Origin of the sequence: Streptomyces scopuliridis RB72 (assembly GCF_000718095.1) — a bacterium.
GTDB lineage: Bacteria > Actinomycetota > Actinomycetes > Streptomycetales > Streptomycetaceae > Streptomyces > Streptomyces scopuliridis.
Genome location: NZ_JOEI01000019.1, coordinates 21,830 through 36,863, shown reverse-complemented (window position 1 = coordinate 36,863; position 15,034 = coordinate 21,830). Strand labels below are relative to the sequence as shown.

Annotated in this window: 9 protein-coding genes and 1 pseudogene; 4 read left to right on the top strand and 6 right to left on the bottom strand. The window is 71.3% G+C overall.

Annotation, left to right across the window (positions count from 1 at the left end):
- Positions 1-56: 56 nt before the first annotated feature.
- Together IF11_RS0124285 and IF11_RS0124280 are read right to left on the bottom strand one after the other, a co-directional pair.
- Complete coding sequence (locus IF11_RS0124285) at positions 57-755, bottom strand: glycoside hydrolase family 16 protein (RefSeq protein WP_030353834.1); 699 nt, start codon at positions 753-755, stop codon at positions 57-59.
- A 125-nt stretch (positions 756-880) separates the two neighbouring features.
- On the bottom strand, positions 881-1,513 hold the full coding sequence (locus IF11_RS0124280; protein WP_030353833.1) for a DUF6629 family protein: 633 nt from the start codon (positions 1,511-1,513) through the stop codon (positions 881-883).
- Positions 1,514-1,849: 336 nt separating this feature from the next.
- Between IF11_RS0124280 and IF11_RS0124275 the strand changes: the two genes are divergently transcribed.
- Together IF11_RS0124275 and IF11_RS0124270 are read left to right on the top strand one after the other, a co-directional pair.
- On the top strand, positions 1,850-2,053 hold the full coding sequence (locus IF11_RS0124275) for a cold-shock protein (RefSeq protein ID WP_014061102.1): 204 nt from the start codon (positions 1,850-1,852) through the stop codon (positions 2,051-2,053).
- A gap of 284 nt (positions 2,054-2,337) precedes the next feature.
- Positions 2,338-3,867, top strand: a pseudogene (locus tag IF11_RS0124270) (DEAD/DEAH box helicase); the annotation flags it as partial.
- Positions 3,868-4,038: 171 nt separating this feature from the next.
- Here IF11_RS0124270 and IF11_RS42245 read toward each other — a convergent pair.
- The 4 genes from IF11_RS42245 to IF11_RS0124250 form a co-directional block, all read right to left on the bottom strand.
- Complete coding sequence (locus tag IF11_RS42245) at positions 4,039-4,416, bottom strand: hypothetical protein (protein WP_078490896.1); 378 nt, start codon at positions 4,414-4,416, stop codon at positions 4,039-4,041.
- Between the two features lie 75 nt (positions 4,417-4,491).
- Complete coding sequence (locus IF11_RS0124260; RefSeq protein WP_030353830.1) at positions 4,492-4,800, bottom strand: SCO5918 family protein; 309 nt, start codon at positions 4,798-4,800, stop codon at positions 4,492-4,494.
- Between the two features lie 85 nt (positions 4,801-4,885).
- Positions 4,886-6,406 (bottom strand): DUF6056 family protein, encoded by a 1,521-nt coding sequence (locus IF11_RS0124255; protein WP_030353829.1) that lies wholly within the window; start codon positions 6,404-6,406, stop codon positions 4,886-4,888.
- Between the two features lie 66 nt (positions 6,407-6,472).
- Positions 6,473-7,465, bottom strand: a complete 993-nt coding sequence (locus IF11_RS0124250; protein ID WP_037728434.1) for a glycosyltransferase family 2 protein — start codon at positions 7,463-7,465, stop codon at positions 6,473-6,475.
- Positions 7,466-8,193: 728 nt separating this feature from the next.
- On the opposite strand from IF11_RS0124250, the gene IF11_RS36915 reads away from it, so the two are divergent.
- Positions 8,194-13,698 (top strand): type I polyketide synthase, encoded by a 5,505-nt coding sequence (locus tag IF11_RS36915; protein WP_078490895.1) that lies wholly within the window; start codon positions 8,194-8,196, stop codon positions 13,696-13,698.
- A complete protein-coding gene (locus IF11_RS42990) occupies positions 13,601-15,034 on the top strand; it encodes an SDR family NAD(P)-dependent oxidoreductase (RefSeq protein WP_169746441.1) in 1,434 nt (477 codons plus the stop codon). Before IF11_RS36915 ends, IF11_RS42990 begins: the two co-directional genes overlap by 98 nt.

Sequence of the window (15,034 nt, the reverse complement as noted above, 5' to 3'; positions counted from 1 at the left end):
GTCGAGTCTCGCGCACCGGCCCCCGGCCCGCATGTCGGTTCAGGGGCGGGTGCGGTTCAGGGGCGCGCGCCGTATACCCGGAGGTAGTCGACCCGGTACGACATGGCGCTCACTCCCGGCTCCGGGGCGGGATGGTAGCGACCGGCGCAGACGGAGAGATTGACGATGAGATAAGCCCGCCAGTCACGGCCCACGCCCCTGCCGTCGGCGAAGACGCGCCGGCCGTTGACCCACCAGACGACGGTCCTGGACTGGAACTCCACCCTCAGCTCCACCCAGGCGCCGGGGGCGACCGCCGGGTCGGTGTAGTAGCGCCCGCCGCCCCGCACATGGTTCGACAGCTCCAGCAGATGGGGGTTGTCGGGGTGGTACTCGAAGATGTCGATCTCGTTCCCGCCGTCCAGCCAGGTCCAGATCGCGGGCCACGCGCCGGTCTCGGTGGGCAGCTGTACGCGCGTCTCCAGCACGTCTCCGGTACGGACGGTGAACTCCTCGGGGCTGCCCTCGGTGGTCAGCAGCCCCGTGTTCCAGTAGCCGTCGGAACGGAGCGCCGCCCGGAAGACGCCACCGCGGCTGTACTCCGCGTCGGGCACGAGATGATCGAGCTTGTTGTCCCCCGGATTGGTCGGCCCGCCGCCGGGATACGCCCACGAGCGCCCCGCGACCCACTGCTCCGTGGAGGAGAAGTCGGCGGTGAAGCGTGGCGTACGGGGCGGACGAGACGTCCGGGACGGATCGGGCGTACCGCTGCTCATGACGTCCCCTCCCGAGACCCGGGCCACGTGGCGGCCGCCGGAGCCAGCCTTCCTCATGCTAGGGATCCATGGCCGGGCGTGGGGGCGGCATACCGCGCGGGCGGGTGCGGCCCTTTGTTCGTACGTCACCCCGTCCGTGGCCGGTGGGCCGCCGGGAGGCGCCGGGTCCACACCAGGACCAGGACGGACGCCACCGCAGCCAGGGCGCACCAGGTGGAGACGAACTCCAGCCGCCAGAGCACCGCGCACAGCACCGCTCCGTACGCGACGACCACACCGAGCAGCCGCACCGTCGGATCGCCGCCGATGAGCAGGGCGCCGACGGTGGCCAGAAGGTAGGCCGCCACGAACAGCGGGGTGTGCGGGAGACCGAGCGCGTACCCCATGGTGTGGCCGCGGATCTCGGCCGTCACGGTCCGATGGATCAGGACGTACGACAGCGCCGCGGCGGTACCGAGCCCGATCGCGGCCGGAACCATCAGCCGGCGCCGCGACCGGGGCGGCGCGGCCAGCAGGACGGCGAACGGCACCCACACCGCGAGTACGGGCAGCGCGATCACGGCCCAGGCGAGGGTGGCCGGGCCCGCGCCGCCACCGGAGCGCCAGACGACCGATTCGATGATCTGGTGCGCGCCCAGGAGCAGCGGCAGCGCGGCGAGCGGCAGATCACGGGCCCTGCGCACGCGCGCCACACAGGCCACGCCGACCGCGGTGATACCGGCGCCCACCGCAAGATCGGCTGTCGCACTCCAGCACACCCGTACCACGGTACGCGTCGGCCCGTCACCGGGGCGGGCTCCGCGGCTCCCGAATATCTGTGGTCGCTGATGCAGAAATCAGCTTGATGCGTGATGAAGATTTGTGGCACGGCGGACGGAGTGATAATGCCCGCAGTGCCCGGCCGCTCGCGCCGTGCTACTGTTGATCTCAGTTGCAGTTGTGGTTCCCAAAGACTTCAAGTGCTCTTACCGGCTTTATGTGCCGGTGGGTGCGCTTTTGTATTTCCGGGCTTTCTCCGGACGGGGTAATCATCGCGGCGACGTGGGGTCCGCATAGTGCGGGCCTCCGGGCTAAATGCCCCGAAGGAGATCAACATGGCCAGTGGCACCGTCAAGTGGTTCAACGCGGAAAAGGGTTTCGGCTTCATCGAGCAGGACGGCGGCGGCGCCGACGTCTTCGCCCACTACTCGAACATCGCCGCCCAGGGCTTCCGCGAGCTGCAGGAGGGCCAGAAGGTGAACTTCGACGTCACGCAGGGCCAGAAGGGCCCGCAGGCGGAGAACATCGTTCCCGCCTGACGCTGAATTCATGACGTAGCTGGGGTCCGCACCTAGAAATGCGGGCCCCAGCTCGTTGTTTTCCGCATTTCCCGGCGTTTCCCGTTTTTCCTCTGTTTTCCCACGTTTTTCACAGAGCCCGTTCCGTGCCCCATGACGGTGTGCGGAACGCGACGCACGGTTCCGGCTGTTTTCCGCCCCGGCGTGGCTCTGGCTCTCTGTATGTCATCGGCTCGTTCTTGCGATTCTTTGTGCGGTGTTCCTGCCAAGAATTCTCGATACGTGCCCATCGAGAAAGGTTCTGAATGAACCGCGCAGCACGCACGAACGACCGTTACTCCCGGACCCGCGGCGGCGCCGCCGGCTCCGGCAGGAGCGGCCGGTTCGGTTCGGGTGCCCCCAGCCGCTCGGGCTCCCAGGGACGCTCCGGCGCCCCGGGCCGCTCCGGCGGCGGATACGGGCGGCGCCCCGCCGCGCTGAAGGGCGAGTTCGCCCTCCCCGTCACCCTCACCCCGGCCCTGCCCGCGGTCACGGCCTTCGCCGACCTGGACATGCCGGCCGAGCTGCTCAAGACGCTCACCGGTCTGGGGGTCAGCGAGCCGTTCCCGATCCAGGCGGCCACGCTGCCCAACTCGCTGGCCGGCCGGGACGTCCTCGGCCGGGGGCGTACCGGCTCCGGCAAGACCCTCGCCTTCGGCCTGGCGCTGCTGGCCCGTACCGCCGGACAGCGCGCCCAGCCCAAGCAGCCGCTGGCACTGATCCTCGTCCCGACCCGCGAGCTGGCCCAGCAGGTCACCGACGCGCTCACCCCGTACGCCCGGTCGCTGAAGCTGCGGCTGGCCACGGTCGTCGGCGGTATGTCGATCGGCCGCCAGTCCAGCGCCCTGCGCGGCGGCACCGAGATCGTCGTCGCCACCCCGGGACGGCTCAAGGACCTCATCGACCGCGGCGACTGCCGGCTGGACCGGGTCGCCATCACGGTGCTCGACGAGGCCGACCAGATGGCCGACATGGGATTCATGCCCCAGGTCACCGCGCTGCTCGACCAGGTACGCGCCGAGGGCCAGCGGCTGCTGTTCTCCGCCACCCTCGACCGCAATGTCGACCTTCTGGTCCGCCGCTACCTCCACGACCCGGTGGTCCACTCCGTCGACCCGTCCGCGGGCGCGGTCACCACGATGGAGCACCACGTGCTCCACGTACACGGCGCCGACAAGTACGCCACCACCACCGAGATCGCGGCGCGCGACGGCCGGGTGCTGATGTTCCTGGACACCAAGCACGCCGTCGACCGGCTCACCGAGCATCTGCTGAACAGCGGCGTACGCGCCGCCGCGCTGCACGGCGGCAAGTCCCAGCCCCAGCGCACCCGCACCCTCGCGCAGTTCAAGACCGGCCATGTCACGGTGCTGGTGGCCACCAATGTGGCGGCCCGCGGCATCCACATCGACAATCTCGACCTCGTCGTCAATGTGGACCCGCCCAGCGACCACAAGGACTATCTGCACCGAGGCGGGCGCACCGCACGGGCCGGCGAGTCCGGCAGTGTCGTCACGCTCGTCCTGCCGAACCAGCGGCGCGAGATGAGCCGGCTGATGGCCGACGCGGGCATCACCCCGCAGACCGCCCAGGTCCGCTCGGGCGAGGCCGAACTGAGCCGCATCACGGGCGCCCAGGCGCCCTCGGGGGTTCCGGTCACCATCACCGCGCCGGTCACGGAGCGCGCCAAGCGCGGCCCCTCCCAGTCCCGTGGCCGCGGCCGCGCGGGTCAGGGCCGCCGCTCCTCCTCCGCCTCCTCCGCCGGATCCGCGTCCAAGACGCGCACGGGCGGCGCGCCGCGCCAGTCGCCCCGTAACGGCACCGTCGCGGGCCCGCGACGCCTGGCACGCACGCTCGCCGCGTTGTCGGGATCACCCCAGTACGTCCAGTACTGGGGAGACCCTCCGCCTTGCGATCGCACGCGCCAGACGCCGCGGCCTGATCCGCGAAGATCGACCGGACAGGACCTAGCCGTCGGAGTAGCTGAGGTCTCCTACCGTCCAGGCGTTCACATCCCCGATGGCGATGCGGTACATGCCACCGGTCTCCGGGATCCCGAAACTTCCCTGGAGGATTCGGGCCACATGGAAATGCAGATGGGTGGGCGGCTCGTACGGCCGCGGTGAGCGGGCATCCGCGCCGGCCGGTCCGAAGACGGCCGCGAACGGCCCCAGCCGCTCGGAGTCCTCCAGGACCTCGGCGACCCGCTCCCTCCACACAACTTCCGGCGCCAGCCGTCCTGTGATGACGGCGCCCTGGACGACCACGGTGAGGGACATCTGATTGCTTTGCTCGGACTCCACGGTGGTGGCGATGTCAACAAGCAGATGATCAGGCTTCGACATGGGCGCCGACTCTACTACGCGGGCGGCGCCCTGAGTGAGCGTACGAAACGCCGCCCGTGGCCGGTCCGGCGTGGATCAGTCCCGCGCGCCGGGGCCGAGCAGCGCCGACGCGGTTTCCAGCGGGGTGAGCGGCTCCGGTGCGACGGGAGCCGGGACGGCGTGGCAGGTGAAGCCGAGCCGGGTCAGCGCCCTGGTCACCTCGAAGGAGGTGAAATCGCGGCGGTCCTGCCGTGTGATGATCTCCCCCACTTGCTTGACGGGGTAGGCGCGGCGGCCGATGACCACGGATTCACCGGTGATGGGTTCGGGCTTGATGCCCTTCATCGCCTGCTGCACCTCGCTCTTGACCAGCTCGAAGGGGAAGCGGGCGATGACGCAGCGCATAGTGCCTCGGGGGGAAGAAGGGGTCGTGCGGAGACTTCAGCATCCCACAAGAACGCGGGCGAAGGCGCCGGTGACGGCGGTGGGATCAGGGAAGCCTTTCCGTGTAGGTGATTCGCTTCAGGTGGTAGTAGTCGGCGACACACCTGGCCGGCCAGTTCCTGCTTCCCCTGCCCCCGAACGGCTCCCCCATCCCGCTGACGGACAGCGGTTTGTACGGGAGGACCCGCGCGCCCCGCGCCGCCTGCTCCCGCAGCCACTGGTCCTGGTGGTCCCACTTCTCGGCCCGTACGCGCATGTTCTCGCCCAACTCGCCGAGCGGAAAGGCCAGTCCGACACACACCGCGACACACATCGCCGCACAGGCGGCCGTCGCGACGGCGCCCGTATGCCGCGCGTGCCCCCGCAGTGCCCGCCCCAGGAGAACCCCGGCGCCCGCCAGAAGGACGACGAACAACAGGAGATAGTCGTTCCAGGTGCGGTACGCGGTCACCACATGTGATCCGAAGAGCGGGTAGGTGATGACCGTGCAGAGGTACCCGGCGACCAGGAACGTGACGGTGCCCGCGCCCAGCAGGAAGAGCGGGCGGCACGGCAGCAGCACCGGCGCGCGTCCTTCCCGGTTCCCGGTCAGCAGCGCCAGCAGCACACCGGCCGCGAGTGCGGCCAGATAATGCCAGGTGGTGAGCAGGGTCCCGAGGATGTCCAGGAACCCGCCCAGCGAGTCCGCCAGCGATTCGGGCGCGAACATCGAGGCCGTGCCCGCGTCGTACCGCTCACGGCGGTTGCGCGATCCCGGGGAGGTGAGCAGCAGCAGCGTGCCGATCCCGATCCCGGCCACACCGGCCAGACACCAGGCGCGCGCCTGCGCCCGTACGCGGGGGACGAGGATCCGGCGGTTGAGCAGCAGCAGGGCCGTGAGCACGACCAGCGCGACGACCGACGTCTCCTCCGAGAGCGTGCCGAGGAAGGCGCCCACGACGAGCGCGGAGGCCGCCGCCACCACGCGCCCGCGGCGCGACCGGGCCCACAGCAGGGGGACCGCCGCGGCGCACGCCAGTACCGGTGCGGCAGTGTGCGAGACGGAGGAGGCGGGCCAATAGAACGTCTTGTACGTGTTGAGGCTCGCGAAGAGAAACACCACCGTCACCATCGACGCCACGAGCAGTGGTACCCCACGCGGCGCCGTCCGGCCCGCCAGACGCAGCAGCAGTACGGTCATGGCCCACAGCAGCCCCAGCATCACCACACCACTGACCAGGCCGAACCACTGATGGCCCGCGACCTCGAACTTCGCGTACAGCCCGACCAGCAGACCGTTGCCGAGCCGTCCGTTGTCCGAGAGGTAGAACTTCCCGACCAGCCCCGCGATGCCGTGATCGCGCACGCTGGGCAGAAAACACCACTCGTCCGCGCTGGGGCGGACATGGCGGCCGAGCCAGAACGCCGACCCGAGAAGGCCCAGAGGCAGTGTCAGCAGGCCCAGCACCCCGTATCTCGTCCACGGGCGTACGGGGGGTACGGCTGATCCGCGGCCGTGCTCCCGCTCCCGCCCCGGGCTTTCGCCCGGCTGTTCCGGGATGATGACGCTCGGCGCGCCCGCGGCCATGTACACCACTGCCTTTCGAAAGGGGACGTTCCGTTTCCGGCGGGACCGCGGCCGGGCGCCGGTGCTCTACCGCTCCGAACGGGCTTGTCCGACGGAGGTCGCCGACGGCGCACCGGACGGAAAGGACGTACGCGTCGTATCCGTTTCCCGGACCACATAGTGCGGACGGCGCTTCGCCTCGTGGTAAATCCGCCCGACGTATTCGCCGATGACGCCGAGCGTGGCGAGCTGGATTCCGCTGAGCGCCACGATGGCGGTCATGAGTGTCGTATAGCCCGGCGCGTCCACTCCGTTCAGGGCGACATTCGCGATGATCCACAGCGCGTAGACGAGCGCGGAGAGAAAGAGCCAGAGGCCGCTATGGATGGCGAGACGCAGCGGGCGGCTGTTGAAGGAGAGCAGTCCGTCGATGCCGTAGTTGAGCAGATTCCGGCCGCCCCACTTGGAGGTGCCGGCGGCACGCTGGACATTCCGGTAGGTGAAGCTCGCGGTGTCGAAGCCGATCCACGAGAAGATTCCCTTGGAGAACCTATTGCTCTCCGGCAGCGACAGCACGCTGTTCACCGCATGGCGGGAGAGCAGTCTGAAATCACCCGCCCCGTCCACGACATGGACATCCATACAGCGCCGCACCAGCCGGTAGTAGACCCTGCTGAGCGCGGTGCGCAGGGCGCCCTCGCCCGTGCGGTCGCGCTGCGCCACGACCTGGTCGTAGCCGTGCCGGTGCAGCTCCAGCATGCGGGGCACCAGCTCCGGGGGGTGCTGGAGATCCGCGTCCATGAGCACGACCGCGTCGCCCCGGGACATGCGCAGTCCCGCGAGCATGGCGGCTTCCTTGCCGAAATTGCGGCTGAAGGAGGTGTAGCGGACGCGCTGGTCGGCCGACGCCAGTTCGCTGAGCTGTCGTCTGGTTCCGTCCACGCTGCCGTCGTCCACGTAGCAGATCTCGAAAGTCTGCCGGGTCGGTTCGAGGGCGGCGAGGAGAGTGATGTGAAAGGTACCGAGCACCTCGCTCTCGTTGAAACACGGTACGACAATGGAAATCTGAGGGGTTGTCATCTCACTCCACATACCCGTGGTGGGGCGGGAAGGAAGGGGCACCGAAAAGGAACGGGTCGCGAAGGGAAAGCCGTTGGATTACGGTGCTGTTCGTGGTGTTGAGGGTGCGTTACCCGGTCCTGCCGTAAGGATTTCCGGAGCTGTCACGGAAAAGGAGTCCGCGCGCGTGCGGACGGAGCGTCAGCGGATGCCGGACGGCGGGCATATGGGCAGGAGGAGATGTGACGGAACGTTCCTCACTCTTCTTCCTCCGGTTCACGCCGCGTTCACTGGTGCGGTGGCAACTATAAGATTTATCTATCGTGTGCTCAAGCGTCACCACGGCATGGCGCCGAGGCAGCTGAAGCGTTTCTGCGGCATCGTCACGCCGCGTAGGCATGCCCGCCGGACGGCGGAATGCGAGACCCGCGTGCTGTGATCTCCGGCACAGTCGGTGGCCCGGAGGCAGATCCTGCATTTCAAGGGCGTGACAGGTCGATATCGCGCACATGATCCGCGGATTGCGGACCTGGTAAGGCGTCCGATTGCTGCCCCCTCGTGAGGGTTCTTCGGCTACGGAGTGTGTGGGTCGGCGGCAATTTGTAACTCGTCGCGCAGCGTGACCAGTTGACCCCTGGGAGGCAGGGCCAGTTAACTACCGGCCAGTCGCCCCCCACGGTCTGCCCCCCACGGTCTGCCCCCACGATTCACCCCCCACGGTTCCCCCCCACTTCGATCCGGGAGACTTCATGCGGATGCCGGAATCCGTCGCGTCCATTGAGTTCTCACTGCCCCAGTCGGTCATCGCCGTCAACCCACTGCACCGCTCGTCGCCACGGCTGACGGCCGCCGCCGCACGGGCGGGCGCGCTCAGTGTGCTGGAGCTGTCCACCGGTGATCCGAGGAGCGTCGCCGACACACTCGACCGCACCCTCCGCTGGTCGTCGCTGCCGTTCGGTGTGCGGATACGGCCCGGCTGCACCGTCACCTCGGCGGAGCTGCCCGAGCCGGTGGACACCGTGCTGCTGGCGGACCCCGGGCGCACAGCGGGGGAGTTCGCCGGCCGCCGGGTCCTGGTGGAGGTGACCGATCTGGCGGGCGCGCGACAGGCCGCCGGAGCCGGGGCGGCCGGGCTGATCGTGCGCGGTGCGGAAAGCGGTGGCAGGGCGGGTGAGCTGAGTACGTTCGTGCTGCTCCAGCAGGTGCTCGCGGACCCGGACATCGCGCTGCCGGTCTGGGCGTGCGGTGGCATCGGCCCGCACACGGCCGCCGCCGCCGTCGCGGGAGGCGCGGCGGGTGTCGTACTCGACACGCAGCTCGCCCTGTTCGACGAGGCGGGCCTGCCCGCGGAGCTCACCGGCGCGCTCACCGGACTCGACGGCTCCGAGACCGTGCTGCACCACGGGACGCGCGTGCTGCGCCGCCGAGGCCCCGGCGCCCCCGAACTCCCCGCAGATCCGGCCGAGTTCGCGGCCAGGGTCGGCAGTGACGATCTGCGCACACAGTTCCTGCCGGTCGGTCAGGACGGCTTTCTCGCGGCCTCCTTCGCCCGGCGCTGGAAGTCGGTGGGCGACGCGATACGGGGCGTCAGGGCAGCGATATCCGCTGCCGTCGAGGACGACCGGCCCGCCGCCGCGCTGGCCGCCGGCTCGGCGGGCGCACGGGCGCTCGGTACCGAATTCCCCATCGCCCAGGGGCCGATGACCCGCGTCAGCGACGAGCCGGCGTTCGCCGCCGCCGTCGCGGCCGGAGGCGGACTGCCGTTCCTGGCGCTGGCGCTCGCGAACGCGGACCGCACCCGGACGATGCTGGAGCGCACCCGCGAAGCCCTCGGCGACGCCCCCTGGGGAGTCGGTGTGCTCGGGTTCGCGGACGAGGAGATCAGGTCCGCGCAGCTGGAGGTCGTACGGGAGCTGAGGCCGACGCACGCGATCATCGCGGGCGGCAGGCCGGCCCAGGCCGCCGCGCTGGAGGCGGAGGGCATCGCCACCTTCCTCCATGTGCCCTCCCCGGGGCTGCTGCGGCAGTTCCTCGCGGCCGGCGCGCGCCGGTTCATCTTCGAGGGCGCCGAGTGCGGCGGGCATGTCGGACCGCGCAACAGCTTCCCGCTGTGGGAGGCGCAGACCGAGGTCCTGCTCGACTTCGTGGCCGAGACCGGTGACGAGACCGCCGCCGAGCTGACCGTCCTGTTCGCCGGCGGTATCCACGACGCCCGCTCGGCCGCCATGGCGGCGGCCCTCGCCGCCCCGCTGACCAGGGCGGGAGCCGCGTTCGGTGTGCTGATGGGCACCGCGTACCTCTTCACCGAGGAGGCGGTCGCGGCCGGCGCCATCCAGCCGCTCTTCCAGCGCAGCATCGTCGCCGCCGAACGGACCGATCTGCTGGAGACCGCCCCCGGCCACGCCACCCGCTGCGCCCACAGCGCCATCACCGAGGACTTCGCCCACCTCAAGGACGAGCTGCGCGGGCAGGGCGTGCCCGACCGGGAGATCTGGGAACAGCTGGAGCGGTTCAACGTCGGCAGGCTCCGGCTCGCCAGCAAGGGCATCGAGCGGGTCGGCGACGAGCTGCGGGCGGTCGACGAGACACGCCAGTCCGACGAGGGCATGTTCATGGCGGGGGAGGTCTGCGTCCTGCGCGAATCCGTCACCACCGTCGCGGCGCTCCACGAGTCCGTCGCCGACGGGGCCGCCGGATGGCTGCGCGCCCGGGCCGCCGGACTGCGCACCGCACTCGGACTCGACAGCGTGGATGATGCCGGGGAGAGCGCACCCGAGCCGCTGCGGATCGCCGTGGTGGGCATGGCCGGCATGTTCCCCGGCGCCCCCGACCTCGCCGAGTTCTGGGCCAACATCCTGGCGGGGAAGGACTGCGTCACCGAAGTCCCGGCACACCGCTGGGACGCGGAGCGGTACTACGCGCCCGACGGCGACGGCGAGCGCACCCCCTCGCGCTGGGGCGGATTCCTGCCCGAGATCCCCTTCGACCCGCTGCGCTACGGCATCCCGCCGGCCTCGCTGGCCAGCATCGAACCCGTACAGCTGCTGGCGCTGGAGGCCGCGCGGCGCGCGCTCGCCGACGCCGGGTACGACGGGGCGGACGCGGATCACGCCCGTACCTCGGTGGTGTTCGGCGCGGAAGCGGGCAGCGATCTGTCCAACGCGACGACCCTGCGTACGGTGCTGCCCGGGTACGTCGGCACCATTCCGTCCGCGCTCGACGAACAGCTGCCCCGGCTGACCGAGGACTCCTTCCCCGGGATGCTCGCCAATGTCATCGCGGGCCGGATCGCCAACCGGCTCGACCTCGGCGGCGCCAACTACACCGTGGACGCGGCCTGCGCCTCCTCGCTCACCGCCGTGGACGTGGCCTGCAAGGAACTGGTCACCGGCACCAGCGATCTGGTGCTCTGCGGCGGCGCCGACCTGCACAACGGCATCAACGACTATCTGCTGTTCTCCTCCGTGCACGCGCTCTCCCCGACGGGCCGCTCCGCCACCTTCGACGGCGCCGCCGACGGCATCGCGCTCGGCGAGGGCGTGGCCTGCGTGGCGCTCAAGCGGCTGGCCGACGCCGAGCGCGACGGCGACCGGATCTACGCCGTGATCGACGGCGTCGGCAGCGCCAGCGACGGCCGGGCGCTCGGTCTGACCGCGCCTCGCCCGGCGGGCCAGCGCTCCGCGCTCACCCGCGCCTATCGCAACGCCGGGGTGTCCCCCGCCGACGTCGGGCTGATCGAGGCGCACGGCACCGGCACCGTCGTCGGTGACCGCACCGAACTCGCCACGCTCACCGAGGTGTTCACCGAAGCGGGGGCCGAGCCGGCCGGCTGCGCGGTCGGCTCCGTGAAGTCCCAGATCGGTCACACCAAATGCGCGGCGGGACTCGCTGGACTGATCAAGACCACGCTCGCCCTCTACCACGGGGTGAAGCCGCCGACCCTGCATGTGCGGCAGCCCAACGCGGCCTGGGACGGCGACAGCAGCCCGTTCGTCTTCCACACCGCCGCCCGGCCGTGGGCCTCGGAGCCGGCGGACCGTATCGCGGGAGTGAGCGCCTTCGGATTCGGCGGCACGAATTTCCATGTTGTTCTACGCGCGTATGACCAGGCGCCACCCGCTCATACGCTGGACACCTGGCCCGCGGAGCTGTTCACGTTCCGTGGCCGGGACGCCGCCGCGGCGCGCCGAGCGGCCCGCGCGCTCCTTGAGCTGATCCAGCGCGGAGGCGAGTGGCGACTGCGCGATTACGCGCGTCACGCGGCCCACCGAAGCGACCAGGCGGCGGTACGCGGCGAGCCGGTACAGATCGCCGTGGTCGCACCGAGCCTCGCGGCGCTGCCCGAGCTGCTGCGCAGGGCCGCCGACGGGGAGCACGACCCGGAGGCCGGTCTCCATGTCTCCGACGACATCGCGACCGACGCCACGGGCAGCGACGCCGAGGGACCCGGAAAGCTGGCCTTCCTCTTCCCCGGACAGGGCAGCCAGCGCCCCGGCATGCTCGCCGAACTCTTCGTCGCCTTCCCCGAGTTGCAGCGCTACCTCCAGCTCGGCGCCCGCTGGGCGGACGCGCTCTATCCGCCGGCCGCCTTCGACGAGGAGACGAAGGCCGGCCAGCTGGCCCGGATCACCGACACCGCCGTCGCCCAGCCCGCGCTCGGTGTGGTCGAACTCGCCGCCGCCGAACTGCTCGCCTCGGTCGGCGTGCGCCCCGCCATGGCCGCCGGCCACAGCTACGGCGAACTGGTCGCGCTCGGTGTGGCCGGGGCGCTCGCGCCCCAGGACGTTCTCACCGCCAGCGCCGCCCGCGCCGAGTCGATCCTCGCCCAGGTGGCGGACGGCGACGCCGGCACGATGGCGGCCGTCACCGCAACCGTCGAGCAGGTCGAGGACGTGCTGCGGCTGGCCGGTCTCGCCGAGGACGTCGTGGCCGCCAACCGCAACGCGCCCCAGCAGACCGTCATTTCGGGACCCACCGAGCCGATGGCCGCGGCCGTCACCCATCTGCGGGACGCCGGGTACTCGGCGAAGCCGCTCCAGGTGGCCTGCGCCTTCCACAGCCCCCTCCTGGCCGGCGCGGGCGACGCCTTCGCCGACCGCCTGGAGTCCATGACCGTCTACCCGACCGCCTTCGACGTCTGGGCCAACCGCACGGCCGAGGCGTACCCGGCGGAGCCCGAAGCGATCCGGGCCGGTCTCGCCGCGCAGATCGGCGCGCCCGTCCGGTTCACCGAGCAGATCGAGGCCATGTACGCGGCGGGCGCCCGGGTCTTCGCAGAGGTGGGCCCCGGCCGCGTACTGAGCAGGCTGGTCTCCGCGGTCCTGGGCGACCGCCCGCACCGTACGATCCCGCTGGACGGCGGCCGGGGCGCCGGACTGACCGGCTTCCTCACCGCCCTGGCCCAGCTCGCCGTCAGCGGAGCCGATGTCCGCACCGGCCGGCTCTTCCAGGGACGCGACGCGGTCGACCCCGAGACCGCGGTCCCCGGGCGCACCGCCGGCTGGACAGTGGACGGCCAGCTCGTCCGTTTCGCCGACGGCACCATTCCCCCCAACGCCCTGCACCCCGCCAGACCCGTTACGGAGCTGATCGTGCCGGAGAACTACGCCCCCCACGGCGCCGCCGCGTCCGGTCCCGACGCACTCGTCGCCGAATTCCTGCGCACCAGCCGGGACTTGGTGGCGGCGCAGCGAGACGTCATGCTGAGCTATCTGGGCGGCCCCGTGGCCGTCCCGGCGGACCGTCCGCTCACTTACGCCGACGCACCGCGGCTGACCGCCCCCGCCGCACTGCCCGCGCCCGCCCCGGCGACCGTGCTCGTCGCGTCCGCCGCTCCTGTCCCCGCTCCCGCTGGTGCCGGTCCGGTGTTGGATCGTGAGGCGGTGTTGGGTGCGGTGTTGGCGGTGGTGGCGGAGCGTACGGGTTATCCGGTGGACATGATTGAGCCGGATCTTGACGGTCCGGTGTTGGATCGTGAGGCGGTGTTGGGTGCGGTGTTGGCGGTGGTGGCGGAGCGTACGGGTTATCCGGTGGACATGATTGAGCCGGATCTTGATGCTCACCACCCGGCTCGGTGGAGGGGAGACCTCCGAGACGAGTGGCGCCCAGGCCGGTCCTGCCGCACCCGCCTCGACCGCCGGGCCGGCGGCCGAGGTCGTGCCCCCGCAGCGGCTGGAGTTCACCGAGGCCGAACTGCCCGCCGTGACCGGGACCGTGGACAGCGGGAGTACGGTGCTGCTCCTGGGCGGCGGTGAGCTGGCCCCGGTCGTGGCCGACCGGCTGCGCGCGGCCGGCGCCGAGCCCGTGCTCGTACCCGCCGGAGAGCTGCCGGAGGGCGGCGCCGACGCCGTGCTCTATCTGGACGCCCTCGACGCGGCCGAGGCGCCGCTGCCCGAGGCCTTCCCGCTCTTCCAGACCGTGCTGGCCGGCGCCCCGCGCCGACTGCTCGCCGTCGAGCGCAGGACCGAGGGCGCGGCCAGCGGGCTGCGGGGCTTCTTCCGCAGCGTCGCCCGTGAGTACCCCGACCTCGCCGCGACCCTGGTCGAGGTGGCCCCCGGCGCGGCACCGGACGCGGTCGCCGACGCACTGGTCACCGAACTCGCCGCCACGGAACGGGAGCCGGTCGTCCTGACCGACGGCGGCACCCGGCGCGCCCTGCGGCTGACCCTCACCGATCTGGGCGCGCTGGCCGCCACCGGCGCGGGCCCGGCCGGTGACGGGGTCGCGGAGGCCGAGGCGGCGGGGCTCGACCGTGACGCGGTCGTCCTGCTGGTCGGCGGAGCCCGCGGTATCACCGCGCGGTTCGCCCGTACGATCGCCTCCGTCAGCCGGTGCCGTATCGAACTGATGGGCCGCACGCCGGTCCCCGCCGACACCGAGGACCCGGCGACCGCCGGAGCCACGGACCGTGCCGGGCTGCGGGCCGCCTTCCTCGCCGGCGGGCTGACCTCGCCCGCCGAGGTCGAGCGCCGGGTGTCCGCCACGCTCGCCGCGCGCGAGGTGCGCGACACGATCGCCGGACTGCGGGCGCTCGGCAGCCAGGTCCGCTACCACTGCGTCGATGTGCTCGACTCGGAGGTGGTACGGGCCACGGTGAAGGAAATCCACGCCGAGCACGGCAGGCTCGACGGCGTCGTCTACGCCGCCGGGGTCATCGAGGACAAGCTGATCGCCGAGAAGCCGGTCGAGTCGTTCCGCCGGGTGTTCACCACCAAGGTGGGCGGGGCGCGCGCGGTGCTCGACGCGGTCGACTCGCTGCCCACCGGGCCGCGCTTCGCCGTCCTGTTCGGCAGCATCGCCGCGGCGCTCGGCAACCGGGGCCAGTCCGACTACGCCGCCGCCAACGACGCCCTGGAGGAGCTGGGACGCCGCTGGTCGACCGACGGCCGGCGCGGGCTGACCGTCCACTGGGGCCCCTGGGCGGCCTCCGAGACGAACGGTGGCATGGTCACTCCCGAGCTGATGCGCTCGTACGCGTCCCGGGGCATCAAGCTCATCGACCCCGAAGAGGGACCGCTGAGCCTGCTGCGTGAACTCGCCTGGGGCGCCCCCTCGGTGCACGCCGCGGTCTACACCGCCTCCGGCTGGTGA

Excerpts from the sequence above, each read along its gene's own strand:
- IF11_RS0124285 (WP_030353834.1), bottom strand. The coding sequence starts at position 755 with ATGAGCAGCGGTACGCCCGATCCGTCCCGGACGTCTCGTCCGCCCCGT.
- IF11_RS36915 (WP_078490895.1), top strand. The coding sequence starts at position 8,194 with ATGCGGATGCCGGAATCCGTCGCGTCCATTGAGTTCTCACTGCCCCAG.
- IF11_RS0124275 (WP_014061102.1), top strand. The coding sequence starts at position 1,850 with ATGGCCAGTGGCACCGTCAAGTGGTTCAACGCGGAAAAGGGTTTCGGC.
- IF11_RS0124250 (WP_037728434.1), bottom strand. The coding sequence starts at position 7,465 with ATGACAACCCCTCAGATTTCCATTGTCGTACCGTGTTTCAACGAGAGC.
- IF11_RS42245 (WP_078490896.1), bottom strand. The coding sequence starts at position 4,416 with ATGTCGAAGCCTGATCATCTGCTTGTTGACATCGCCACCACCGTGGAG.
- IF11_RS0124260 (WP_030353830.1), bottom strand. The coding sequence starts at position 4,800 with ATGCGCTGCGTCATCGCCCGCTTCCCCTTCGAGCTGGTCAAGAGCGAG.
- IF11_RS0124255 (WP_030353829.1), bottom strand. The coding sequence starts at position 6,406 with ATGGCCGCGGGCGCGCCGAGCGTCATCATCCCGGAACAGCCGGGCGAA.